At 45.1% G+C, this 24,073-nt stretch carries 22 protein-coding genes; 18 read left to right on the forward strand and 4 right to left on the reverse strand.

The features are described 5' to 3' along the window. The first annotated feature begins 209 nt into the window (after window positions 1–209). The 4 genes from P7J58_RS08705 to P7J58_RS08720 all read left to right on the forward strand — a co-directional run bounded on the left by P7J58_RS08705 (window position 210) and on the right by P7J58_RS08720 (window position 5,180). Complete coding sequence (locus P7J58_RS08705; protein ID WP_013730586.1) at window positions 210–965, forward strand: isoprenyl transferase; 756 nt, start codon at window positions 210–212, stop codon at window positions 963–965. Window positions 966–974: 9 nt separating this feature from the next. Next, window positions 975–1,781, forward strand: a complete 807-nt coding sequence (locus P7J58_RS08710; protein ID WP_002940117.1) for a phosphatidate cytidylyltransferase — start codon at window positions 975–977, stop codon at window positions 1,779–1,781. Window positions 1,782–1,790: 9 nt separating this feature from the next. Next, entirely contained in the window at window positions 1,791–3,050 is a 1,260-nt protein-coding gene (gene rseP / locus P7J58_RS08715; RefSeq protein ID WP_099877529.1) for an RIP metalloprotease RseP, read from the forward strand. Window positions 3,051–3,326: 276 nt separating this feature from the next. After that, window positions 3,327–5,180, forward strand: a complete 1,854-nt coding sequence (locus tag P7J58_RS08720) for a proline--tRNA ligase (RefSeq protein WP_099831332.1) — start codon at window positions 3,327–3,329, stop codon at window positions 5,178–5,180. Window positions 5,181–5,224: 44 nt separating this feature from the next. On the opposite strand, the gene dhaM is transcribed toward P7J58_RS08720, so the two are convergent. Genes dhaM through dhaK form a run of 3 tightly spaced genes read right to left on the reverse strand, consistent with a single transcriptional unit; the run spans window position 5,225 to window position 7,171 of the window. Next, window positions 5,225–5,599 carry a dihydroxyacetone kinase phosphoryl donor subunit DhaM gene (dhaM, locus tag P7J58_RS08725; RefSeq protein WP_099877533.1) on the reverse strand — a complete coding sequence of 125 codons (375 nt, stop codon included), beginning with the start codon at window positions 5,597–5,599 and terminating at the stop codon, window positions 5,225–5,227. Continuing rightward, entirely contained in the window at window positions 5,596–6,171 is a 576-nt protein-coding gene (dhaL, locus tag P7J58_RS08730; RefSeq protein ID WP_099877536.1) for a dihydroxyacetone kinase subunit DhaL, read from the reverse strand. The genes dhaM and dhaL overlap by 4 nt, the downstream gene beginning before the upstream one ends. A 10-nt stretch (window positions 6,172–6,181) precedes the next feature. Then, window positions 6,182–7,171, reverse strand: a complete 990-nt coding sequence (dhaK, locus tag P7J58_RS08735; RefSeq protein ID WP_408556156.1) for a dihydroxyacetone kinase subunit DhaK — start codon at window positions 7,169–7,171, stop codon at window positions 6,182–6,184. Window positions 7,172–7,320: 149 nt separating this feature from the next. On the opposite strand from dhaK, the gene dhaS reads away from it, so the two are divergent. From dhaS to P7J58_RS08800, 13 genes are all read left to right on the forward strand, one after another. Further along, window positions 7,321–7,866 carry a dihydroxyacetone kinase transcriptional activator DhaS gene (gene dhaS, locus P7J58_RS08740; RefSeq protein ID WP_408547333.1) on the forward strand — a complete coding sequence of 182 codons (546 nt, stop codon included), beginning with the start codon at window positions 7,321–7,323 and terminating at the stop codon, window positions 7,864–7,866. A gap of 10 nt (window positions 7,867–7,876) precedes the next feature. Then, window positions 7,877–8,866, forward strand: coding sequence for a DhaKLM operon coactivator DhaQ (gene dhaQ, locus P7J58_RS08745; RefSeq protein ID WP_408556157.1), 990 nt, complete (start codon window positions 7,877–7,879; stop codon window positions 8,864–8,866). 124 nt (window positions 8,867–8,990) lie between these two features. Continuing rightward, the gene (locus tag P7J58_RS08750) at window positions 8,991–13,382 is read left to right on the forward strand and encodes a PolC-type DNA polymerase III (protein WP_408556158.1); all 4,392 of its coding nucleotides are present in this window, start codon (window positions 8,991–8,993) and stop codon (window positions 13,380–13,382) included. Window positions 13,383–13,525: 143 nt separating this feature from the next. Continuing rightward, entirely contained in the window at window positions 13,526–14,128 is a 603-nt protein-coding gene (locus P7J58_RS08755; protein WP_408556159.1) for a nitroreductase family protein, read from the forward strand. Between the two features lie 346 nt (window positions 14,129–14,474). Next, entirely contained in the window at window positions 14,475–15,716 is a 1,242-nt protein-coding gene (locus tag P7J58_RS08760; RefSeq protein ID WP_408556160.1) for an aminopeptidase, read from the forward strand. A gap of 324 nt (window positions 15,717–16,040) precedes the next feature. Beyond that, window positions 16,041–16,274 (forward strand): GlsB/YeaQ/YmgE family stress response membrane protein, encoded by a 234-nt coding sequence (locus tag P7J58_RS08765; RefSeq protein ID WP_024378839.1) that lies wholly within the window; start codon window positions 16,041–16,043, stop codon window positions 16,272–16,274. Window positions 16,275–16,660: 386 nt separating this feature from the next. Beyond that, a complete protein-coding gene (locus P7J58_RS08770; protein ID WP_408556161.1) occupies window positions 16,661–18,223 on the forward strand; it encodes a 2-isopropylmalate synthase in 1,563 nt (520 codons plus the stop codon). Between the two features lie 8 nt (window positions 18,224–18,231). After that, a complete protein-coding gene (leuB, locus tag P7J58_RS08775; RefSeq protein ID WP_408556162.1) occupies window positions 18,232–19,284 on the forward strand; it encodes a 3-isopropylmalate dehydrogenase in 1,053 nt (350 codons plus the stop codon). Next, the gene (gene leuC / locus P7J58_RS08780) at window positions 19,281–20,672 is read left to right on the forward strand and encodes a 3-isopropylmalate dehydratase large subunit (RefSeq protein WP_408556163.1); all 1,392 of its coding nucleotides are present in this window, start codon (window positions 19,281–19,283) and stop codon (window positions 20,670–20,672) included. The genes leuB and leuC overlap by 4 nt, the downstream gene beginning before the upstream one ends. After that, window positions 20,672–21,265, forward strand: coding sequence for a 3-isopropylmalate dehydratase small subunit (leuD, locus tag P7J58_RS08785; protein WP_408556164.1), 594 nt, complete (start codon window positions 20,672–20,674; stop codon window positions 21,263–21,265). Before leuC ends, leuD begins: the two co-directional genes overlap by 1 nt. 166 nt (window positions 21,266–21,431) lie before the next feature. Continuing rightward, window positions 21,432–22,217, forward strand: coding sequence for an L-threonylcarbamoyladenylate synthase (locus P7J58_RS08790; RefSeq protein WP_024391429.1), 786 nt, complete (start codon window positions 21,432–21,434; stop codon window positions 22,215–22,217). 110 nt (window positions 22,218–22,327) lie between these two features. Then, the gene (gene relB / locus P7J58_RS08795) at window positions 22,328–22,549 is read left to right on the forward strand and encodes a type II toxin-antitoxin system RelB family antitoxin (RefSeq protein ID WP_024391430.1); all 222 of its coding nucleotides are present in this window, start codon (window positions 22,328–22,330) and stop codon (window positions 22,547–22,549) included. A gap of 1 nt (window position 22,550) precedes the next feature. Further along, complete coding sequence (locus P7J58_RS08800; RefSeq protein WP_024391431.1) at window positions 22,551–22,811, forward strand: type II toxin-antitoxin system RelE family toxin; 261 nt, start codon at window positions 22,551–22,553, stop codon at window positions 22,809–22,811. A 74-nt stretch (window positions 22,812–22,885) separates the two neighbouring features. Here the strand turns inward: P7J58_RS08800 and P7J58_RS08805 are convergent, their stop codons facing one another. Continuing rightward, window positions 22,886–23,746, reverse strand: coding sequence for a helix-turn-helix domain-containing protein (locus P7J58_RS08805; protein WP_408556165.1), 861 nt, complete (start codon window positions 23,744–23,746; stop codon window positions 22,886–22,888). Window positions 23,747–23,936: 190 nt separating this feature from the next. On the opposite strand from P7J58_RS08805, the gene P7J58_RS08810 reads away from it, so the two are divergent. Continuing rightward, a complete protein-coding gene (locus P7J58_RS08810) occupies window positions 23,937–24,062 on the forward strand; it encodes a hypothetical protein (protein ID WP_272912151.1) in 126 nt (41 codons plus the stop codon). Window positions 24,063–24,073: the final 11 nt, after the last annotated feature.

The raw sequence follows: 24,073 nt of genomic DNA on the forward strand, positions 1-24,073 counted from the left end.
ACAAAAAATACTTAAAAAATCCAATTCTATCAAGCGATTGAAGCGGATCGTGGAAAAATAAAGTGATAAAGTCGGGAAGCTGCAATTGAAGAATAAGGATGAAAAACCGAGGGAAACCTTGGTTTTCTCTTGTTTTAGCCCTGCCTGATTTTTGCTATCCTAGGTAAAAATATGGTATAATGAAACGATTATACAATAAGGAAAATACCATGTTTAAATTTAATTTTAAAAAGAAAGAAAGCATTGAAACAGCAATTGAAGTCCCTAAGCATATCGCTGTGATTATGGATGGCAATGGCCGTTGGGCGAAAAAGCGGATGCAGCCACGTATTATGGGGCATAAGGCTGGTATGGATGCACTGCAAAAGGTTACCAAGACGGCTTCTGATTTGGGAGTAAAGGTGTTAACTGTCTATGCCTTTTCTACAGAAAACTGGTCTCGACCGGAAAAAGAAGTGAAGTTTATCATGAATCTACCTGTGGAGTTTTATGATAAGTATGTTCCTGAACTCCATGCCAATAATGTCAAAATTCAGATGATTGGTGACCATTCAAAACTTCCTGTCCCGACTCTCAATGCGCTTTATAAAGCCGAACAAAAGACAAAGAGTAACACTGGTTTGATTCTCAATTTCGCTCTTAACTATGGCGGTCGTGATGAGGTGACTCGCGCAGTCAAGGCTATTGCGCAAGATGTCTTGGATGCCAAGTTCAATCCTGGAGATATTGATGAGAAATTAATAGCGGATTACCTCTATACAGGAACCTTATCACCAACGTTACGCGATCCCGATCTAGTTATTCGTACAAGTGGTGAACTTCGTCTTAGCAACTTCCTGCCGTGGCAAACAGCCTACAGCGAGCTGTACTTTACAGATATTGCGTGGCCTGATTTTGATGGAGAAGCACTTAAATTAGCGATTAAAGAATACAACCGTCGCCACAGACGTTTTGGCGGTGTATAAGGAGAAGGTATGACAAACGATTTACAGAAACGAGTGATATTTGGCGGCATTGCTCTAGCTATTTTCATTCCCTTTTTGTTGGCTGGTGGGATGGCATTTCAATTTTTTGTAGGCCTGTTAGCCATCATTGCTACGGCTGAATTGATTAAAATGCACCGCCTAGCACCTAATTCTATCGAGGGTGTCTTAGCTATGTTGGCCAGTTTAGTCTTGGCTCTTCCGCTCCAGAATTATCTGACATTTTTACCGACGGATGGAAATTACACAGCCTACGCCATTGTAGTATTTTTACTGCTTGGTTCGACGGTTTTTAATATCGGTCATTACAACTATTCCGATGTAGTCTTTCCAATTGCATCAAGTTTCTATGTTGGTATCGGCTTTCATAGTTTGATACTGGCTCGTATGGCTGGGCTCAATAAAGTCTTCTTTGCCCTCTGTTTAGTCTGGGCAACAGACATTGGTGCCTACTTAATCGGTCGTCAGATTGGTCGGAGAAAATTATTGCCGAAGGTTTCACCGAATAAAACGGTTGAAGGCTTTGTAGGCGGTATTCTTTCTGCGGTGGTAGTTGCTATCATTTTCTTGATTGTCGATAAGTCCTTGTTGGCGGGCTATTCATTTGGCATGATGTTGTTGTTGGTTGTGATTTTCTCGATATTCTCACAATTCGGAGACTTAGTAGAAAGTGCTATTAAACGCCATTTTGGTGTGAAGGATTCTGGAAAAATTATTCCAGGACACGGTGGTATCCTAGATCGTTTCGATGGTATGATTTTTGTTTTCCCAATCATGCACTTCTTTGGACTGTTTTAAGGAGGTACTATGAAGGGAATTTTAGCATTTATATTTATATTTAGTGTGATTGTGGTTGTCCATGAATTTGGTCATTTCTACTTCGCCAAGAAAGCTGGTATCCTTGTGAGGGAATTTGCGATTGGGATGGGTCCCAAAATTTTCGCTCATACAGGTAAGGATGGGACACTTTACACCATCCGTATCCTTCCCCTAGGTGGCTATGTTCGAATGGCTGGATGGGGTGAAGATAAGACAGAGATTAAGACAGGTAGTCCTGCCAGCCTCAGCTTGAATGAAGCTGGTGTTGTGACGCGGATTAATTTGTCTGGTAAGCAACTGGATAGTCTCAGTTTGCCAATGAATGTAACCAGTTTTGACTTCGAGGAAAAATTGGAAATCACAGGCTTGGTCTTGGAAGAAAGCAAGACCTATACGGTTGATCACGATGCCACGATTGTAGAGGAAGATGGAACAGAAGTTCGGATTGCTCCACTTGATGTTCAGTATCAAAATGCGACAGTCTGGGGACGGTTGATGACCAACTTTGCGGGTCCCATGAACAACTTTATTCTTGGAACTTTTATTTTCATCATGCTTGTCTTTGCGCAAGGCGGAGTTGCAGATCCTACCAGTAATGCCGTTAGTATTACAGACGGTGGTGCCTTACAGAATGTAGGTCTGGTGACAGGTGATAAAATCTTGTCGGTCAATGGTCAAGCTACGGATACTTACACAGATATTGCTACAATCATTAGTCAGGCAGCCTCAGAAGCCTCTACAGCTCCAAGTTTTGATTTGGTTGTTGAACATGAGGGGACTGAAAAATCGCTCACAGTTACTGCTGAGAAGGTTGACGATAGCTACCGAATTGGAATTTCACCGATTTTAAAAACTGGTTTCCTTGATAAGATTATTGGGGGCTTCCAGCAAGCGGGTGCGACAGCAGTTATTGTTGTGACTGCCTTGAAAAACTTGATTGCCAATTTTGATGTTAAGCAATTGGGTGGACCTGTTGCCATTTATTCTGTCAGCAATCAGGCTGCTGCAAATGGTTGGGTTTCAGTCTTTAACCTGATGGCTATGCTATCAATCAATATCGGTATTTTCAATCTTATCCCTATTCCAGCCTTGGATGGTGGGAAGATTGTCATGAATATCCTAGAAGCCATTCGCAGAAAACCACTCAAACCAGAGACGGAATCTTATATCACTCTAGCAGGTGTAGCCGTTATGGTCGTTCTTATGATAGTAGTCACTTGGAATGATATTATAAGAGTCTTCTTCTAAGATAATTTGAAATTTATGAAAGGAATTGAATGCGTGCTAAACGCAGGATATTCTGAAAACTAGGAAAAAGAAAGGAACAGAGAGTTTTCAGATTTGAACTCGAGCGTCAGCGAGGGTTTTGAAAAGCTAATTCTTTGTCTTCCAATCAAGTAAACTACGAAAGGAATTGAATGCGGGCTGAAACCCGTGCAAAAAAGATAAATCATTTTGTGTGTTAGCACACTGCAATGATTTCCTATTTTTGCTTTGGTTTCCACGCCCTTTGTATCTTAAAATATGAAACAGTCTAAATTGATTATCCCTACTTTGCGGGAGATGCCTTCGGATGCGTCGGTGATTAGCCACGCTTTGATGTTGCGTGCGGGCTATGTCCGTCAGATTTCTGCTGGTATTTACAGCTATTTGCCTTTGGCTAACCGTGTGATTGAAAAAGCAAAAAATATCATGCGTGAGGAGTTTGATAAGATTGATGCTATTGAATTTTTGGCACCAGCTCTCTTGTCAGCGGACATTTGGCGTGAGTCAGGTCGTTACGAAACCTACGGTGATGACCTCTACAAGCTCAAAAACCGTGAGGGTTCTGACTTTATCTTGGGTCCAACCCACGAAGAAACGGTGACACTATTGGCGCGTGATGCGGTGCAATCTTACAAGCAGTTGCCACTCAATATTTACCAAATCCAGCCAAAATACCGCGACGAAAAACGTCCTCGTAATGGTCTCCTCCGTGGTCGCGAGTTCATCATGAAAGATGGCTACAGCTTCCACGCTAGCTATGAGAGTCTGGACCAGACCTACGATGACTACAAGGCGGCTTACGAGGCAATCTTCACTCGTGCAGGATTGGAGTTCAAGGCCATTATCGGTGACGGAGGTGCCATGGGCGGTAAGGACAGCCAGGAGTTTATGGCTATTACACCAGACCGTACTGATCTGGACCGTTGGGTTGTCTTGGACAAGTCGGTTGCTTCTTTTGATGAAATCCCAGAGGATGTTCTTGAAGCAATCAAGGAAGAACTCTTGGCATGGTCTGTGTCTGGTGAAGACACCATCGCCTACTCTAGCGAATCTGGCTACGCTGCCAACTTAGAGATGGCAACGAGTGAGTACAAACCAAGTACAGCAGTTGTCGTCGAAGAAGATTTGGTTAAAGTAGCGACGCCAGATGCCAAAACCATCGACGAAGTTGCTGCCTTCTTGAATGTCGCGGAAGAGCAAACTATCAAAACCATGCTCTTTATGGCAGACGGTGAGCCAGTTGTTGCCCTCCTTGTTGGCAATGATCAAGTTAACGATGTCAAGTTGAAAAACCACCTTGGAGCAGATTTCTTCGATGTAGCAGGCCCAGCGGATGCGGAAAAAATCTTCGGTGCAGGTTTTGGTTCCCTTGGACCAATCGGCTTGCCAGAAAACATCAAGATTATTGCAGACCGCAAGGTTCAAGATGTGAAGAACGCTGTAGTTGGTGCCAACGAAGACGGTTTTCACTACACAGGTGCCAATGCAGGACGTGATTTCCAAGTGACTGAGTATGTGGATATTCGCGAAGTCAAGGAAGGCGAGCCTTCTCCAGATGGACACGGGGTTCTCAACTTTGCCCGTGGTATCGAGATTGGTCACATCTTCAAACTCGGTACACGCTATTCAGATAGCATGAATGCCAACATCTTGGATGAGAATGGTCGTTCTATGCCGATTATCATGGGATGCTACGGAATCGGTGTTAGCCGACTCTTGTCAGCAGTTCTTGAACAACACGCTCGCCTCTTTGTTAACAAGACACCAAAAGGCGAATACCGTTACGCTTGGGGGATCAACTTTCCTAAAGAATTGGCACCGTTTGATGTGCATTTGATTCCAGTTAATGTCAAAGATGAAGCGGCAATGGAATTGACTCAGTCTATCGAAGCAAGTTTGGTTGGTGCAGGCTATGAAGTATTAACTGACGACCGTAATGAGCGTGTCGGCGTTAAGTTTTCTGACAGTGACTTGATTGGCTTGCCAATCCGTGTGACTGTCGGTAAGAAAGCAGCTGACGGCATTGTTGAAGTGAAAATCAAGGGCACAGGCGACACGGTTGAAGTTCATGTAGATCAACTGCTTGAAACCCTTAATATTTTGAATAAGTAATTACAAAAAGCCGAAGTTTTATACCTCGGCTTTTAAATTTGTATTTATTTTTTGATTTCAAGCTCCTGTAATTGGTCAAGGATGGTGTTTAAATCGGCTCCAGCCTGTAAGAGAGCTGCGGCAGTATAGCAACCTTCGACAACTGGTACGGTTTGGATAAGAATTTGTTTGTCTGTGAAATCGGCAGCAAGTTCCATGTTCATTCGGGCGCTACCTAAGTCGAAAAAGGCAAGGAGGGTATCAGCAGGGTTTGCTTCAACTCGCTCTTGTACGATTTCAAAGCTAGTACCGATGCTACCATCTTCTAGTCCGCCACAGTAGGTGATGGGAATATCTTTTGCGACTTCAGATACGAGGTCAATGATTCCTTGGGCCAAATTTTTTGAATGGGATACGAGTAAGATACCAACCTTTGTCATAGTCCCACCTCCAACATGGCTTCAAAGAGAAGTCCAGATGAGAAAGAGCCTGGATCAATGTGTCCAATAGACCTTTCCCCAACATAGGATGCACGGCCCTTGGTTGCAACAATATCCTTTGTCCCTTGAACGGCTTTATGGATAATTTCCGTTGTCAGCTGGCTTTCTCTTAGGGCAGAAATAACAGGAATCCACACGTCTACCATGGTTTTCTCGCCCAATTCAGCCTTGCCGCGTTTTTGGATCATGTCCAAACCTGCTTGTAGCACATCTGCCAAATCAGTATCAGTCTGGCTAGCCTTGGAAATCCCCATAAAGGCAGAGCCGTAGAGAGGACCGGAAGCACCGCCAACCTTGCTGAGAAGTTGCATGGCAACCACCTTAAAGACTTGGTCAGCACTCTCGTAGTCTTTTTCAGATAGCTCCTGCATGACGGCAGCCATTCCGCGCGCCATGTTGCCCCCGTGATCTCCATCTCCGATTGGAGAATCGAGTTCGCTCAAATAATCTTTGTTTTCTTGAATTTTTTTGTTGAATGTCTCCATCCAGAGCAGTGCTTGTTTTGCATCCATAGTCTTTCTCCTACCAAGCTACCACTTCAACAGGGGCCCGCAAAGCATCAATCCAGCTTGGGTCTTCTAGTTTGATTAAGGTCAATGACAGTCCAGCCATATCAATCGATTTCATGTAGTTACCGATTTTCTTGTAGTCAACGACCACACCTTTTTTAGCCAGCAATTGAGCAACGTCGTTGGCAAAGACATATTGTTCCATGAGAGGGGTTGCGCCGAGACCGTTGATAAGGACACCATAGTGCTCGCCATCTTGAATATCAAAGCCTTCTGCCAATTTGTCAACTAATTCTTCAGCCAATTTAGCAGATGGTTGGAGTTTTTCTTTCTTATAGCCAGGTTCACCATGGATACCGACACCGTATTCAAATTCATCCTCTTCAAGGACGAAGCCTGGTTTGCCCACTTCTGGTACCGTAGCACCTGATAGGGCTAAGCCGATAGTCTTGATTTGTGGGACGAGACGGTCAGCCAGTTCCTTGATTTCTGCTAGGGATTTGCCAGTTTCTGCAGCATGACCGAGAATCTTGTGGACAAGGATGGTACCTGCTACACCACGACGACCTTGGGTATAGAGACTATTTTCCACAGCGATGTCATCGTCCACGATGACACTGGCCACTTCGATGCCCTCCATTTCCGCCAATTCTTGTGCCATCTCAAAGTTCATGATGTCGCCAGAGTAGTTTTTGATGACCATAAAGACGCCAGCTCCCTCGTCAGCTGCCTTGATGGCTTCTAAGATTTGGTCTGGTGTTGGTGAGGTAAATACTGCGCCACATACAGCGGCGGACAACATGCCCTTGCCGACAAAGCCTGCATGAGAAGGTTCGTGACCAGAGCCCCCTCCTGAGATGATGCCGACTTTACCAGTTTTTTCAGCCTTGCGGATAATCACATCAAATCCATCGATACGATCGACAAGATCTTGGTGCATAAAGACAAGTCCTTTTAACATTTCATCAACGACATGTTCGGGTTGATTGATAATTTTTTTCATGAGAAAACTCCTTTGTTTTTTGTTTGCGCTTTCATTTTACATTGTCCAAAAGAAAAAAGGAAGGGACAGATTGTCCAATGTGTCCCTTTTGTTCCAAAGAAAAGCATGATAGGGTATAATAAAGAGGAAGCGAAAGGAAGTGACATCATATGCCAACCTCGTTGATTACAAAGAAAAGGATTGCAAAGGCTTTTAAAAAACAGCTATCCCAAAAATCCTTTGATAAAATATCAGTTGTCGATATCATGCAGGAAGCAGGGATTCGTCGTCAAACCTTTTACAACCATTTTTTAGACAAGTATGAGTTGCTGGACTGGATATTTGAGACAGAATTGCAGGAGCAGGTAACTGACAATCTGACCTATATTAGTGGAATCAAGCTTCTGGATGAGCTTTTGTACTACATCGAGAGTAACCAATCTTTCTATAGGCAACTCTTTGAGATTAAGGGGCAAAATGATTTTGTCAGCTATTTAGAAGGCTACTTTATGGTTTTGATGGAGAAAATTATCAACGAGTACCAGCTCCAGGAGGGGAAAATGATTTCCCAACAGGATAAGCATTTTTTGATTCTCTATCATGCTAATGCTTGGATTGGACTGATAAAGGAAGGACTGATGCAGTCGCCTTGTCAGATTCACGGTTATTGGAAGCAAATGGTGACTCTTGTTCGTGAGTCGTTTTTGATTTTGTAGGAGTTAATGTATGGTGTTTATTAGAAATGGACAGGCAACAATTATTGAAGATTATTTGGATGGTTTCTGTCGAACCAATCCTAAAGTGAAGAAAGTGAAGGGACTTCCGATTGTGCTTCAGAAAGTGCAGGATGACCATTTAGTTCCAATTATTTCAGGTGGTGGATCGGGGCACGAACCGGCACATATTGGATTTGTCGGAAAGGGTATGCTGACTGCTGCAGTATATGGTGAAATATTTACGCCCCCAACCGCTGAAGAAGTCTTGGCAGCCATTCGTGCAGTAGATAAGGGCAAGGGAGTTTTTCTGATTGTAAAAAACTTTGAGGTAGATTTAGAAACCTTTGGTCAAGCCATCGCGCAAGCAAGACAAGAAGGAATCGCGGTGAAATATATTGTATCCCACGATGATATTTCTGTTGATACAAAAGATAATTTTCGGATGCGACACCGTGGGCTTGCAGGGACCATTCTACTTCATAAGATATTAGGAGCTGCTGCGCTTACTGGCTATAGCTTAGATGAATTGGAACAGCTGGGACTGTCTCTGGCAACAGAGATTGCGACCATCGGTTTTGCAACCAAGTCGGCCTATTTGCCCAATGCTGCCCTGCCTTTGTTTGATTTGGAGGAGGGACAAATATCTTACGGCATCGGTATCCATGGAGAAGAAGGCTATCGGACCGTTCGTTTTGAATCCTCTGAGCAGTTAGCCAACGAAATTGTGAACAAATTAAAATTAAAATTCCGCTGGAAGGAGGGGGAAGACTACATCCTCCTGGTCAATAATCTTGGATCTATGTCCGAGGTTGAGCAAGGAATCTTTTTGAACGACATTTGCCAATTTCTAGAACTAGAAGGTCTGAAGCTTTCCTATATAAAAACAGGTAAGTTTATGACTAGTCTAGATATGGGAGGAATTTCTGTCACCCTCTGTCGTGTCAAGGATAAAAAATGGCTGGACTTTTTAGAGGCGCCTACAGAAGCTGCGGCTTGGTAGGCTACTAATTTCTATAGAAATCAGATCTCTCAGGAAATGAACCTGAGAGTTTTTTCTTCCTAACTCAGGAAAAAATACCTCATTTATGGTAAAATGTTTCTAACAAACTACAAAGGAAATAAGTATGTCAGATAAGTTTCAACTCTTGCTACAACAAATCGGAATGCCTCTTGATGCACAACAATCAGGGGCTTTTTCGACTGCAACGATTGAGAAAGTAGTCTTGCACAAGGTCAGCAAACTTTGGGAATTTACCTTCCGTTTTGAAACCCCCTTGCCGCTCATGGACTATCAACTCTTCAAGGCTCGTTTGGCGACGGAGTTTGAAAAGGTGGGCAATAAGATTCAATTTTCTATTGTCAGCGATGCGGAGGCTTTTGAAGCTGGTTTGGTAGAAGCATATTATCCAGAAGCTTTTACGGAAGATTTGTGCCAGAGTGCAGGCTTCAAGGCTCTTTTTCAGCCATTAGAGGTGGCTTATAGAGATGGTGTTTTGTGGATAAAAGGTCCTGAAACCATTGACACCGTTCATTTTCGGAAGAATCATCTGCCAAATCTTGTGGAGCAATACAAGCGATTTGGTTTTGGTAATGTTGCGGTGGATATCGAAGTTTGTCAGGAGATGACGCAGCAGCAGGCTGCGGCCTTCCATGCGCAGAATGAGGAAATTTACCAGCAGGCAAATGAGGAAAATCTGGCAGCCCTTGAACAACTGGCTCAAATGGCGCCACCACCAGAGGCAGCTCAGCCATTTGTCCCAGAATATAAGAAAAATCGTCCTGCCAAGGTCACTATTGAAAAGGCTGAGATTACGCCTATGATTGAGGTGGATAGTGAGGAGAACCGGATTGTCTTTGAGGGGCTGGTCTTTGAGGTCGAGCAGAAGACGACCAAGACGGGGCGGGTCATTATCAACTTTAAGATGACCGACTATACTTCGTCCTTTACCTTGCAGAAATGGGCTAAGAATGAGGAAGAGGCCCAGAAGTTTGATATGGTCAAAAAGGGCAACTGGTTGCGGGTGCGAGGGAATGTGGAGACCAATAATTTCACTCGTGATTTGACCATGAACGTGCAGGAGGTCCAAGAGGTCAAGAAGGAAATCCGTAAGGACCTCATGCCGGAGGGCGAGAAGCGTGTGGAGTTCCATGCCCATACCAATATGTCTACTATGGATGCTCTGCCTGCCGTTGAAGACTTGGTGGCGCGTGCGGCTGCCTGGGGACACAAGGCGGTGGCTATTACCGACCATGGCAATGTCCAGTCCTTCCCCCATGGCTATCATGCTGCCCGCAAGGCTGGGATTAAGCCTCTCTTCGGGATGGAGGCTAATATCGTTGAGGACTCGGTGCCGATTGTCTATAATGAGGCGGATGTGGTCTTGTCCGATGCGACCTATGTGGTCTTTGACGTGGAAACGACCGGTCTTTCTGCGGTCAATAATGCCTTGATTCAGATTGCAGCGTCCAAGATGCACAAGGGCAATATCATTGCGGAATTTGATGAGTTTATCGATCCGGGTCATCCTCTGAGTCAGTTTACGACCGAGTTGACGGGGATTACAGATGAGCATGTGCGTGGTTCTAAACCTCTGGAACAAGTCCTGCGTGAGTTTCAAGATTTCTGTCAAGATTCCGTCATGGTTGCCCACAATGCGACCTTCGACGTTGGTTTCATGAATGTCAACTATGAGCGAGCAGGCCTGCCTATTATTAGCCAGCCTGTCATTGATACCTTGGAATTTGCTCGTAATCTCTATCCTGATTACAAACGGCACGGTTTGGCGGCCTTGACCAAGCGGTTTGGTGTTGCTCTTGAACATCACCACATGGCCAACTACGATGCGGAGGCGACAGGACGCCTGCTCTTCATCTTTCTAAAAGATGCTCTGGAGAAGCACAATTTGACCAATCTCAACCAGCTAAATACGGAGCTGATTGCGGAGGATTCCTATAAGAAGGCTCGTGTCAAGCATGCCACGCTCTATGTGATTAATCAGGTTGGTTTGAAAAATATGTTCAAACTGGTTTCTCTTTCCAATACCAAGTATTTTGAGGGAGTTCCACGTATTCCACGGACCGTTCTCAATGCCCATCGTGAAGGCTTAATATTGGGAACAGCCTGTCAAGAGGGCGAGGTCTTCGATGACTTGCTCTCCAAAGGGATAGATGAAGCGGTTAAAACGGCAGCCTATTATGATTTTATCGAAGTCATGCCACCTGCCCTCTATGCTCCCATGATTGCCAAGGAGCAGTTTAAGGACATGGCAGAGATTGAAGAAACCATCAAGCAGTTGATTGAGGTAGGACGTAGGGCAGGTCTGCCAGTTTTGGCGACAGGAAATGTTCACTATATTGACCCCGAAGAGGAAATCTATCGGGAAATCATTGTTCGTGCTCTAGGTCAAGGGGCACCGATTAACTGGACCATCGGAAATGGTGAGAATGCCCAACCAGCACCACTGCCTAAGGCTCACTTTAGAACGACCAGCGAGATGTTGGACGAGTTTGCCTTCTTGGGAGAAAGTCTGGCGCGAGAGATTGTCATTACCAATCCTAATGCCATGGTCGACCGTTTTGAAGATGTTCAGGTAGTCAAGACCGATCTCTATACACCTTATATTGAGAAGGCTGAGGAAACGGTTGCGGAATTGACCTATCAGAAAGCCTTTGAGATTTATGGCAATCCTCTACCAGATATTATCGATCTGCGGATTGAGAAGGAATTGACCTCCATTCTGGGTAATGGCTTCGCCGTGATTTACCTGGCGTCGCAGATGTTGGTGCACCGTTCCAACGAGCGGGGCTACCTGGTGGGTTCACGGGGGTCTGTCGGCTCCAGTTTCGTTGCGACTATGATTGGGATTACCGAAGTAAACCCTATGCCTCCTCACTATGTCTGTCCAAATTGCCAGCACAGTGAATTTATCACAGACGGTTCCTATGGTTCAGGTTTTGACCTGCCAGACAAGGACTGTGAAGAATGTGGGACCAAGTATAAAAAAGATGGTCAGGACATTCCTTTCGAGACCTTCCTTGGTTTCGATGGAGACAAGGTTCCCGATATTGACTTGAACTTCTCAGGGGATGACCAACCCTCTGCCCATTTGGATGTTCGGGATATTTTTGGTGAAGAAAATGCTTTCCGTGCAGGAACGGTTGGTACGGTAGCTGCTAAGACTGCCTACGGTTTTGTCCGAGGCTATGAGCGGGATTATGGCAAATTCTATCGTGATGTGGAGGTGGAACGCTTGGCTGCTGGCGCGGCTGGTGTCAAACGGACGACTGGTCAGCACCCAGGGGGAATTATCGTATTTCCTGACTACATGGATGTTTATGATTTTACGCCTGTTCAGTATCCTGCCGATGATGTGACGGCCAACTGGCAGACCACCCACTTTAACTTCCACGATATTGATGAGAACGTCTTGAAACTCGATGTCCTTGGACACGATGATCCGACCATGGTTCGCAAGTTGCAGGATTTGTCAGGCATTGATCCGCAGACCATCCCTGCCGATGACAAGGGAGTGATGGCCCTCTTTTCTGGTACGGAAATTCTGGGAGTGACCCCAGAGCAGATTGGGACACCGACAGGTATGCTAGGTATTCCTGAATTTGGAACCAACTTTGTACGGGGCATGGTGGAGGAAACCAAGCCGACCACCTTTGCGGAACTCTTGCAGCTGTCTGGTCTATCCCACGGTACAGACGTATGGTTGGGCAATGCCCAGGACTTGATCAAGGCAGGAATTGCCGATCTATCAACCGTTATCGGCTGTCGGGATGACATCATGGTTTATCTCATGCACGCAGGTTTGCCACCCAAGATGGCCTTTAACATCATGGAACGGGTGCGGAAGGGCATGTGGCTCAAGATTTCCGAGGAAGAGCGAAATGGCTATATCCAAGCCATGAAGGATAACAAGGTGCCAGACTGGTACATCGAATCCTGTGGAAAAATCAAGTACATGTTCCCTAAAGCCCACGCGGCTGCCTACGTTATGATGGCTTTACGGGTAGCCTACTTCAAGGTTCACCACCCAATCTACTATTATTGTGCTTATTTCTCTATTCGGGCCAAGGCCTTTGATTTGGCGACCATGTCAGGTGGCTTGGATCGAGTCAAGGCCAAGATGGAAGAGATCGCTCTCAAGAAGAAGAACAACGAAGCCTCAAATGTTGAGCAAGACCTTTACACGACCTTAGAGTTGGTCAATGAGATGCTGGAACGTGGCTTCAAGTTCGGCAAATTGGATCTTTACAAGTCCCATGCGACGGACTTCTTGATTGAAGAAGATACACTTATCCCACCATTTGTCGCTATGGATGGTCTGGGAGAAAACGTAGCCAAGCAGGTTGTGGCGGCGCGTGCCGAGGGAGAATTCCTCTCCAAGACAGAACTCCGTAAACGTGGTGGATTGTCAGGTACGCTTGTTGAAAAAATGGATGAAATGGGTATTCTAGGCAAAATGCCAGAGGATAATCAGCTCAGTCTCTTTGATGATTTGTTTTAAACTTGTTCACTGTTTCTTTGGAAGCAGTGAATTTTTTTATAAAAAAGAAATCAAAACTCTTGACTAATGTTTTTGATAGGTATATAATCTCTACATAGTGATAAAAGTTACTATGTAGTAACAATTAGAAAAGAGGAAATCCTATGTCAAACTTTGCAAAACTTCAAGAAACTCGTCGTTCTATCTATGCACTTGGTAAAGAATTGCCAGTATCAAACGAAGAAGTAGTAGCGCTTGTAGAAAAAGCCATGAAAGAATCTCCATCAGCTTTCAACTCACAATCAAGCCGTGCAGTTGTACTTTTCGGTGCCGAATCAGATGCTTTCTGGAACGAAATTGCCTACAGCGAATTAGAAAAAGTAACACCAGCAGAGACTTTTGAAGGCACAAAAGGTCGTTTGGCAGGCTTTGCGGCTGGTGCTGGTACTATCTTGTTCTTCGAAGACCAAGATGTGGTCAAAGGCTTGCAAGAAAGCTTCCCACTTTACGCTGAAAACTTCCCAATCTGGTCTGAACAAGCTCACGGTATCAACTTGTACGCGGTGTGGTTGGCTTTCGCTGAGAAAAACATCGGCATGAACGTACAACACTACAACCCACTGGTTGATGCACAAGTTGCTGAAAAATACGGTATCCCAGCTAACTGGAAACTCCGTGCACAAGCACCATTCGGAAGCATTGCAGCTCCAGCAGCAGACAAAGACTATATGGCGGATGGGGACCGTGTAAAGGTTTTTGGTAACTAATACTCTGCGAAAATTGGTATCAGACGTTGTTGACTTGATGTGATGAGTGTAAAGCTCCAGTGGAGCTTTACAGCCGGCTCCCTTGAAACAGGAGAGGAGCGGGGTTCTATCTACATCTGCGTCGCCTAGTCTGATTCCAATTTTCATTGAGTATATATAATTTCAGTTTGCTTTATTACGTCGTTAAGTTGCTTTGATTTGCGTCAACTCTCAGTCGGTTGACGGATAGAAATTGAAATCAATGATTGATTTACTGAACTTCCTGTCTCAGTCAGGAAGTTTTTTTGTCAGCCCAGCTTCAAAATATGATACAATAATCTAGTATTACATTTCAAAGGAGAAAAAAATGGTATTACCAAATTTTAAAGAAAATCTCGCTAAATATGCTAAACTCTTGGTTTCAACAGGTATCAATGTGCAACCTGGTCATACGGTGCAGCTGACTATCGGTGTGGAACAGGCTGAGTTGGCACGTTTGATTGTGAAAGAGGCTTATGCTCACGGTGCTAAGGAAGTCTTGGTCAACTGGTTGGACGATGTGATTGCTCGCGAGCGTCTGGTCAATGTCGATGTGGAGCTCTTGGAACAAGTTCATCCACAACGTGTTACTGAAATGAACTACCTCTTGGAGCGCAAGGCAAGTCGTTTGGTTGTCTTGTCTGAAGATCCAGGAGCTTACGACGGTGTTGATCCAGAGAAATTGTCTCGCAACGCTCGTGCACTCAGCCAAGCTTTGCAGCCAATGCGTCAAGCAACGCAAGCTAACAAGGTTAGTTGGACACTTGCTGCAGCCTCTGGTTTGGAATGGGCTAAAAAAGTCTTCCCAAATGCAGCATCTGACGAAGAGGCAGTGGACCTCCTTTGGGATCAAATCTTCAAGACCTGCCGTATCTACGAGGAAGATCCAATCAAGGCTTGGGAAGAGCATGAGGCACGCTTGGTGGCTAAGGCTAAGGTCCTTAACGACGAGCAGTTTGTCAAATTGCACTATACCGCACCAGGAACTGACCTTGTGCTCGGTATGCCGAAAAATCACTTGTGGGAAGCGGCTGGTTCGGTCAATGCCCAAGGTGAACACTTTATTGCTAATATGCCAACAGAAGAGGTCTTCACAGCACCTGACTACCGTGTGGCAGACGGCTATGTAACGTCAACAAAACCACTCAGCTACAATGGTAATATCATCGAGGGTATCAAGGTAACCTTCAAGGACGGTGAAATCGTGGACGTGACGGCTAAAAAAGGCGACGAAGTCATGAAGAAATTGGTCTTTGACAATGCCGGTGCACGCGGTCTTGGTGAAGTTGCCCTTGTGCCAGACAAGAGCCCGATTTCTCAATCAGGTGTGACTTTCTTCAACACCCTCTTCGATGAAAATGCCTCAAACCACTTGGCGATTGGTCAAGCCTATGCCTTCTCTATCGAAGGTGGTACAGAAATGAGCCAGGAAGAGCTGAAAGAAGCTGGTCTCAACCGCTCAGATGTTCATGTGGACTTCATGATTGGTTCAAACAAGATGAACATTGACGGTATCCGTGAAGATGGTACCCGTGTACCAATCTTCCGTGACGGTGAGTGGGCTATCTAATGATATTTGAATGAAATTGGGCAAAAAGCCCAGTGTCACTTCTCAGAGTTCGTGTCAACATCTCAGCGCAGTGGTTGATTGGCAGATTTGTTCGTGTTTTGCACTCCAAATCTGACCATTACGACTGTTGCGAACAAAGTTCGCTTCATCTCCAACCTCCAAAGGTTCCCCGAACCTTTGGAGCTATGCGGGGGTGGGAGTGAAACAGTCTGGGAATAGACTGTTTCAGCTCAACAACTAGAAATAAAGACTTGTTGACGAACTCTTTTTGACCTAGTCGAGTTCTTTCCCACTCCCATTTTGTAAGAATAGGAGGAATACAAGATGTTATCAAGTATTATCGCAGGTGCCATTATTGGCTTGATTGCAGGTGCTCTTACTTCGTCAGATGACCGTCGTGGCTGTCTAGGAAATATTATCCTTGGGCTTGCTGGTTCGTGGATTGGACAGTTGCTCTTTGGTGACTGGGGACCACAATTTGCTGGTATGGCTCTGGTACCGTCAGTCTTTGGAGCAGTATTGCTAGTGGCTATTTTTTCAAGTTCTAGACGGAATTAATATGAACTGTAAGACCAGACTTCTGATGAGGTTTGGTTTTATTTGTGGAGGAATTTGCGTAAATTGCTCTATTGTTCGGATTTTTCAGAAAATTTCCATTTTTCTGTTGACAAGTGAAAAAAAGTACGTTATCATGGAAAACAAGTAAAACACAGAAAGGAAAAAGTCAAATGAAACCTGTCACTACAAAATTCTTTGCTTTGTTGTTGCGACGGTCGGGCTAGTGCTGAAAGAATGCATTAGTCCTGTTTGGCTTACCAAGCGGGCGCTGTTGACAACATCTCGCAGGTAGTTATCCTCGAGGTGTTTTCTTTTTCTTAGTATACTTTGAAAACTAAGATAGAGAACCTAATATTGAAGTTAGGGTTATTTAGAAAGGTATTCTTATGCGTGTGATTGAATTTTTAGATACGACTTTACGAGATGGTGAACAGACGCCGGGTGTGAATTTTTCTATCAAGGAAAAAGTGACCATTGCCAAGCAGTTGGAGAAATGGGGGATTTCTGCCATTGAAGCGGGTTTCCCAGCGGCCAGTCCTGATTCATTTGAAGCGGTGCGTCAGATTGCGGCGGCTATGACCAAGACGGCTGTGACAGGTTTGGCTCGGTCAGTCAAATCAGACATTGATGCTTGTTATGAGGCGTTAAAAGATGCTAAGTATCCGCAGATTCATGTTTTCATTGCGACCAGTCCCATTCACCGTGAATTTAAACTTCAAAAGACCAAAGAAGAAATTTTGGCGCAAATCACTGAACATGTCAGCTATGCCCGTGAGCGTTTTGAGGTAGTGGAGTTCTCGCCAGAGGATGCGACGCGGACGGAGTTGGATTATTTGCTTGAAGTGGTGCAGACAGCGGTAGATGCTGGTGCGACCTACATCAACATTCCAGATACAGTCGGCTTTACGACACCTCAGCACTACGGAGAAATTTTCCGCTACTTGACAAGCAACGTCAAATCGGACCGTGAGATTATTTTCAGTCCCCATTGCCACAATGACCTAGGTATGGCTGTTGCCAATACTCTTTCAGCTATTAAAAACGGTGCCGGTCGTGTTGAGGGAACTATCAACGGTATCGGTGAGCGAGCAGGAAATGCGGCTCTTGAAGAAGTAGCTGTTGCCCTTGAAATTCGGAAAGATTTCTATGATGTGACCAGTCCGATTGTTCTTAAGGAAACGCTCAATACTTCGGAATTAGTCTCTCGCTTTTCTGGGATTGCCATTCCACGCAATAAGGCGGTGGTCGGTGGCAATGCCTTCTCTCACGAGTCAGGTATCCACCAAGATGGTGTCTTGAAAAATCCATTGACTTATGAAATCATTACACCTGAGTTGGTAGGGGTCAAGAAAAATTCTCTGCCACTGGGTAAACTATCAGGTCGCCATGCCTTTGTGGAAAAACTAAAAGAGTTAGACTTGTATTTTGAAGAAGGTGATGTTGCTGGTCTCTTTGCTCGCTTTAAAAATCTGGCGGACAAGAAAGAAAAAATTACGGACGCAGATATTCGTGCCTTGGTAGCTGGGACTGAAATTAGCAATCGTGATGGTTTCCAATTTAAAGATTTGCGTTTGGATAGTCAGTCTGACGGAAGTATTCAGGCTCAGGTCATCTTTATCAATCAGGATGGGGAAGAAGTGGTTGTTGTGGAGTCAGGCAAGGGTTCGGTTGAGGCTGTCTTTAATGCTATTGACCAATTCTTCCACCAAGAAATTAGCTTGGAACGCTACCATATCGACGCCATTACCGATGGAATTGATGCCCAAGCGCGTGTGCTTGTCGCCGTAGAAAACAAGGCAACGGAAACCGTCTTTAACGCCTCTGGTATTGACTTTGACGTATTGAAAGCTTCTGCAATTGCCTATATTCATGCCAATATCATGGTGCAAAAAGAAAATAGTGGTCAGATGGATAAGAAACTATCTGAGAAGGACATGCCCCACATCTAGGAGGAAATATGACGAAAAAAATTGTAGCCTTGGCTGGTGATGGAATCGGTCCTGAAATTATGGAGGCTAGCCTAGCAGTCCTCGAAGCTGTTGCTGGGCAAGTAGGATTTGATTATGAGATTGAGGAGAGAGCTTTTGGTGGCGCTGGTATTGATGCGGCTGGCCATCCTCTACCAGATGCTACCTTACAAGCCTGCCGTCAGGCGGATGCGATTTTGTTAGCAGCTATCGGTAGTCCTCAATATGATAATGCAGCTGTTCGACCAGAACAAGGTCTGCTTCAACTTCGGAAGGAATTGGGTCTCTTTGCCAATATCCGTCCGGTCAAAATTTTTGATAGCCTGAAAGATTATTCTCCTCTGAAGGCCGACCGGCTGGATGGTGTGGATTTGGTCATGGTACGGGAGTTGACAGGTGGGATTTATTTTGGAGAGCACATTCTGGAAACAGACCAAGCCAGCGATAGCAATACCTATCAGGCAGAAGAGATTGAACGAGTTGTCCGCTCTGCCTTTGCCCTAGCCCAAAAAAGACGAAAAAAAGTCACCAGCATTGATAAGCAAAATGTACTGGCGACATCAAAATTGTGGCGGAAGGTAGCGGATGAGGTAGCCAAGGACTACCCAGATGTGACCTTGGAACACCAGTTGGTGGACAGTGCTGCCATGCTCTTGATTACCAATCCTAGTCGATTTGACGTCTTGGTGACGGAAAATCTTTTCGGAGATATTTTGTCGGATGAGGCCAGCGTATTAACAGGAACGCTAGGGGTTCTGCCTTCTGCTAGTCATGCGGTGGCAGGTCCCAGTCTCTACGAACCTATCCATGGTTCGGCACCCGATATTGCAGGTCAAGGGATTGCCAATCCTGTCAGCATGATTCTATCTGTTGCCATGATGCTGGAAGAAAGTTTTGATTTGATCCAAGCAGGTCAGGCCATTCGCCAAGCCGTTGAAGCGGTCTTTGCACAGGGTATTTTCACTAAAGACCTAGGTGGTAGCGCCTCTACCAAAGAAATGACAGCGGCGATTATTGCACAGCTTGAAAGGAGGTCAACATGAGTGGCAAATCCATTTTCGATAAGCTCTGGGATCGCCATGTGATTACAGGGCAGGAAGGACAGCCCCAGCTCCTCTATGTTGATCAACATTATGTACACGAGGTGACCAGTCCCCAGGCCTTTCAAGGCTTGAGGGATACAGGGCGACCTGTTCGGCGGCCAGACTTGACCTTTGCGACCTTTGACCACAACGTGCCAACCGTCGATATTCATAATATCCGTGATGTCATTTCCAAGGCTCAGATGGATGCTTTGGCGAAGAATATAGAAGATTTCGGCATTCCCCACGCAGCCCACGGTTCGGAACATCAGGGGATTGTCCACATGGTTGGACCAGAAACAGGTCGGACCCAGCCAGGTAAGTTCATCGTCTGCGGAGATAGTCATACGGCGACCCACGGAGCATTTGGAGCCATTGCCTTTGGTATTGGTACTTCCGAAGTGGAGCACGTTCTCGCTACTCAAACAATCTGGCAGGTCAAACCCAAGCGACTCCTAGTGGAGTTTGTCGGTCAGGCCCAAGCAGGTGTCTATGCCAAGGACTTTATTCTGGCTCTGATTGCCAGCTACGGCGTGGATTGTGGACTCGGTCATGTGGTGGAGTTTGCTGGTCCAGTCATCGACCGACTCAGCATGGAAGAGCGGATGACTATTTGCAATATGTCCATTGAGTTCGGCTCTAAGATGGGCATTATGGCTCCAGACCAGACCACTTTTGACTACCTGCGAGGTCGGGAGTGTGCACCAGCGGACTTCGAGGCGGCGGTGGCAGACTGGAAGGAGCTCTACTCGGATGCGGACACCGTCTATGACAAGCATCTAGTCCTTGATGTGTCGGACTTGGCACCCATGGTCACTTGGGGAACGACGCCTGCTATGGGGGTTAGCTTTGACGAAGCTTTCCCAGCCATCCGTGACCACAACGACGAGCGAGCCTATGCTTACATGAACTTAGCACCAGGGCAAAAGGCTGCGGACATTCCTGTTGGCTATGTCTTCCTAGGCTCTTGTACCAATGCTCGCCTCAGCGATTTGCAGCTGGCAGCTCGGATTGTTAAAGGGCGGAAAATAGCAGAGCAGGTTACGGCTATTGTCGTACCAGGTAGTCGCCCTGTCAAGCGGGCTGCAGAAAAGCTTGGGCTAGACAAGATTTTTATGGAGGCTGGTTTTGAGTGGCGGGATCCCGGTTGCTCCATGTGTCTGGGTATGAATCCAGATAAGGTGCCTGCAGGTGTCCACTGTGCCTCCACAAGTAATCGGAACTTTGAAGACCGACAGGGCTTTGGGGCCAAGACCCACTTGTGTAGTCCTGCTATGGCTGCCTCAGCTGCGCTTTATGGACGATTTGTTGATACTAGACAGCTAGACATTCTCAAGGAGGGAGTTTAATGCACCAATTTACCTCATGGACAGGAACAACTGTTCCGCTCATGAATGATAATATTGATACCGACCAGCTCCTGCCCAAGCAGTTTCTCAAGCTGATTGACAAGAAGGGCTTTGGCAAGTATTTGCTCTATGCTTGGCGGTATTTGGATGATAACTACACGGATAATCCTGATTTCATTCTCAATCAGTCTGAGTATCAAGGAGCTAGTATCCTCATATCTGGGGATAACTTTGGAGCTGGTTCTTCTAGGGAACATGCTGCTTGGGCTCTGGCAGATTATGGATTTAAGGTCATCATTGCAGGCTCCTTTGGGGATATTCATTACAACAATGACTTGAATAATGGGATTCTGCCCATTATCCAGCCCAAAGAAGTCAGGGACCAACTGGCTCAGCTGGCTCCAAATCAGGAAATCACAGTTGACTTGGCAGACCAGTTGATACGGACGCCTTTTGGGGAATTCCCATTTGACATCGAACAGGACTGGAAACACAAGTTGCTCAATGGCTTGGATGATATTGGTATTACATTACAGTATCAGGATTTGATTGCGGAGTATGAACTGAATAGACCAAGCTACTGGCAAAACTAGAGTCTTCCATTTTATCTTTTATTACTGCGTTAACTCGCTTTGCCGTACTTTAGTACTGTCTGTAGCTCGTTGCCTAGTACTAAAAGCAAACTGAAAGACTCCTACGAAATATGAAGAAAACAAGCAGGTCGCTCTGCTATGGAACAAAAGAAAAGAGGAAATGATTATGACGAAACAAATTCACTGGGATGGCGCACTTTCACAAGAAGGTCTTGACATTATCAAGGGTGAGGGGGGCGTGATTGTCTGCCCGACTAAGGTTGGCTACATCATCATGACATCTGACAAGGCTGGCTTGGAGCGTAAATTTGATGCCAAAGAGCGTAAGCGGAATAAGCCGGGCGTGGTCCTTTGTGGTAGCATGGAGGAGCTTCGTGAGTTGGCTCAGTTGACTCCTGAGATTGATGCCTTTTACCAAAAACATTGGGATGAGGACATTTTGTTGGGTTGTATCCTGCCTTGGAAACCAGAGGCTTACGCCAAGTTGCAGGCTTATGGCGATGGTCGTGAAGAGTTGATGACCGACGTTCGTGGTACTTCATGCTTTGTTATCAAGTTTGGTGTGGCTGGCGAGCAGATTGCCAAGGAAATGTGGGAAAAAGAAGGCCGTATGGTCTACGCTTCATCTGCTAACCCATCAGGTAAGGGAAATCGTGGTAAGGTAGAAGGTATCGGTGAGCGTATCGCGTCTAAGGTAGACTTGATTATCGAGGCGGATGATTATGTGGCATCTATCCAGCCAGACAAGACCATTGAAACTCGCTATGAACAAGGGGTTATGGTGTCTATGGTAGACAAAGATGGTAAACTGATTCCAGAACAAGGTGCAGATAGCCGTTCTATCAGCCCATGCCCAGTTGTCATCCGTAAGGGTCTGGACATCGATAAAATCATGATGCATTTGTCAGACCACTTCAACTCTTGGGATTATAGACAAGGGGAATACTACTAAGATAATTGAGAACGATCCGAAAGGGTCGTTTTTGCTCTAGTCTATCTAGTATGGCTTTACAATTTTTGTGAAATGTGTTACAATGTGACACAAAGAAGTGAGGTGAACTGATGAGTACAGTAACTATCCGATTAAACAAAGAGGAAGAAGTATTTTTCAAGAGCTATGCTCAATTAACTGGTCAAAGTCTTTCAAGTTTATTTAAGAAGGCGCTTGAGCGTGATATTGAGGATGAGTATGATTTGAGCATTTACCATCAAGCCTACGAGGAGTACCAGAAAGATCCTGAAACCATCAGTCATGCTGATTTCAAGAAGGAACTTGGTCTGTAATATGTTTCATGTAGAGTATTCTAAGAAGGCGCAGAAACAAATCAGAAAATTGGATAAGCAAATCCAAAGATTATTATTTGCATGGGTGGATAAACACTTAGATGGTACAGTTAATCCGAGGTTGCATGGCAAGGGATTGACAGGGGACCATGCCAATGAGTGGCGTTATCGTATCGGTGATTATCGGCTGATTTGCGATATTCAGGATGATAGGATGGTTATTCTGGCACTTGAATTTGGTCATCGTAGAGATATTTACTAATAGCTGTTAATATGAAGTAGAACGATCCGAAAGGGTCGTTTTTTAGTACCAGAAAAAAACTGACCGAAAATTTTTCAGTCAGTTTGGTGTTGTTTGATAAGAAATTGGAGGTTGTCGATTAGTCTTTTCTCGTCCGTCAGTTTCAAGATGTGTAACCCTTTGTCAATCAGTTCCTGCTCGTTTTTGGCGATACCCAGGTAGACATAGGCACGGGCTAGTTGGTCATAGCGTTTTTCTTGTTTGGCTAGTTCCATGAGTTTGGTGGCAAAACAGGTAGACTTGCTGTACTGTCTTTGTTCCAAGAAAAAATACGAAAGTGATCGATAATGTGACAGTATAGTGGGTTGAATTTTCTTGTAATCCTTGTATTTTTCCAATCGTTTTAGGAGGAGGTGTGCAGTTTCTTCAAGAGTGTCAAGAGAAGAAATCTTGGACAAGAGTGTACCGACTAAGATAATATCAGTATGGTACCAGTTGTTATATCGTTCCAATTCTGACCAGAGGAGCTTAGAGAGGGTTTCCGCCGTATGGGAAAGTTGGGTGATAGATGGACTTTTTCGCACAGCTACTACAGTTTCTAGCAGTTGGGATTTCCTGCGAATGGGAACATCATCAGGTTCTTTTTTCAAATGCTTTTGGCACCGTTGGATCAGGTCTTCCATCACTTTTGTAGTCGGATTTCTGAGATTGTCAATGTCATAGAGCAATTGCTGACGCTCACTCGGCTGGTAGTAGTTGCACAGGTATTCAAACTCTTCAAAGGTCATATCGACCTGTTTGAGCAAGAACCGCATATGTTCGTAGCTAGGGACAGTCTGATTTTTTTCAAAGCGGACCAAGGTAGAGCGATTGAGGTAGTCACCGCAAACCTGCTCCTGGCTCAATCCTTTACTTTTCCGAATATCCTTGTAAACTCTTCCATAATCCCACCGCATAGATACTCCTTCAAAAATGTGATTATTTGCAACAAAATAAACAATATTTACAAAAATAGTATACCATAATAGTAGAAAATATACAGAGATTTCTATCAGGTAGAAGGAGAAAAGGAAGAACGGAAACGATATTCTTGGTAGGAGTTGGTGTATTTAAGAAAAAGTCCCATCAGAGAGGAGGAAGAGGAGGATGAAAGAGAAAGTCGCATATTTGACAATCGTTATATTGGTCTTACTTATCTCCGTCATTCGCATTTTTGGCGAGCCAGATGAAGATATTTACGAAACTCAACCTACCACTCATCTGGTGGGGTAGCTATGTACTTA

The organism is Streptococcus suis (genome assembly GCF_046032535.1).
In the GTDB taxonomy this organism is placed as follows: Bacteria; Bacillota; Bacilli; order Lactobacillales; family Streptococcaceae; genus Streptococcus; species Streptococcus suis_AK.

Coding starts and splice junctions, on each gene's coding strand:
- P7J58_RS08705 (WP_013730586.1), top strand. CDS start 210: ATGTTTAAATTTAATTTTAAAAAGAAAGAAAGCATTGAAACAGCAATT.
- P7J58_RS08710 (WP_002940117.1), top strand. CDS start 975: ATGACAAACGATTTACAGAAACGAGTGATATTTGGCGGCATTGCTCTA.
- rseP (WP_099877529.1), top strand. CDS start 1,791: ATGAAGGGAATTTTAGCATTTATATTTATATTTAGTGTGATTGTGGTT.
- P7J58_RS08720 (WP_099831332.1), top strand. CDS start 3,327: ATGAAACAGTCTAAATTGATTATCCCTACTTTGCGGGAGATGCCTTCG.
- dhaM (WP_099877533.1), bottom strand. CDS start 5,599: ATGACAAAGGTTGGTATCTTACTCGTATCCCATTCAAAAAATTTGGCC.
- dhaL (WP_099877536.1), bottom strand. CDS start 6,171: ATGGATGCAAAACAAGCACTGCTCTGGATGGAGACATTCAACAAAAAA.
- dhaK (WP_408556156.1), bottom strand. CDS start 7,171: ATGAAAAAAATTATCAATCAACCCGAACATGTCGTTGATGAAATGTTA.
- dhaS (WP_408547333.1), top strand. CDS start 7,321: ATGCCAACCTCGTTGATTACAAAGAAAAGGATTGCAAAGGCTTTTAAA.
- dhaQ (WP_408556157.1), top strand. CDS start 7,877: ATGGTGTTTATTAGAAATGGACAGGCAACAATTATTGAAGATTATTTG.
- P7J58_RS08750 (WP_408556158.1), top strand. CDS start 8,991: ATGTCAGATAAGTTTCAACTCTTGCTACAACAAATCGGAATGCCTCTT.
- P7J58_RS08755 (WP_408556159.1), top strand. CDS start 13,526: ATGTCAAACTTTGCAAAACTTCAAGAAACTCGTCGTTCTATCTATGCA.
- P7J58_RS08760 (WP_408556160.1), top strand. CDS start 14,475: ATGGTATTACCAAATTTTAAAGAAAATCTCGCTAAATATGCTAAACTC.
- P7J58_RS08765 (WP_024378839.1), top strand. CDS start 16,041: ATGTTATCAAGTATTATCGCAGGTGCCATTATTGGCTTGATTGCAGGT.
- P7J58_RS08770 (WP_408556161.1), top strand. CDS start 16,661: ATGCGTGTGATTGAATTTTTAGATACGACTTTACGAGATGGTGAACAG.
- leuB (WP_408556162.1), top strand. CDS start 18,232: ATGACGAAAAAAATTGTAGCCTTGGCTGGTGATGGAATCGGTCCTGAA.
- leuC (WP_408556163.1), top strand. CDS start 19,281: ATGAGTGGCAAATCCATTTTCGATAAGCTCTGGGATCGCCATGTGATT.
- leuD (WP_408556164.1), top strand. CDS start 20,672: ATGCACCAATTTACCTCATGGACAGGAACAACTGTTCCGCTCATGAAT.
- P7J58_RS08790 (WP_024391429.1), top strand. CDS start 21,432: ATGACGAAACAAATTCACTGGGATGGCGCACTTTCACAAGAAGGTCTT.
- relB (WP_024391430.1), top strand. CDS start 22,328: ATGAGTACAGTAACTATCCGATTAAACAAAGAGGAAGAAGTATTTTTC.
- P7J58_RS08800 (WP_024391431.1), top strand. CDS start 22,551: ATGTTTCATGTAGAGTATTCTAAGAAGGCGCAGAAACAAATCAGAAAA.
- P7J58_RS08805 (WP_408556165.1), bottom strand. CDS start 23,746: ATGCGGTGGGATTATGGAAGAGTTTACAAGGATATTCGGAAAAGTAAA.
- P7J58_RS08810 (WP_272912151.1), top strand. CDS start 23,937: ATGAAAGAGAAAGTCGCATATTTGACAATCGTTATATTGGTCTTACTT.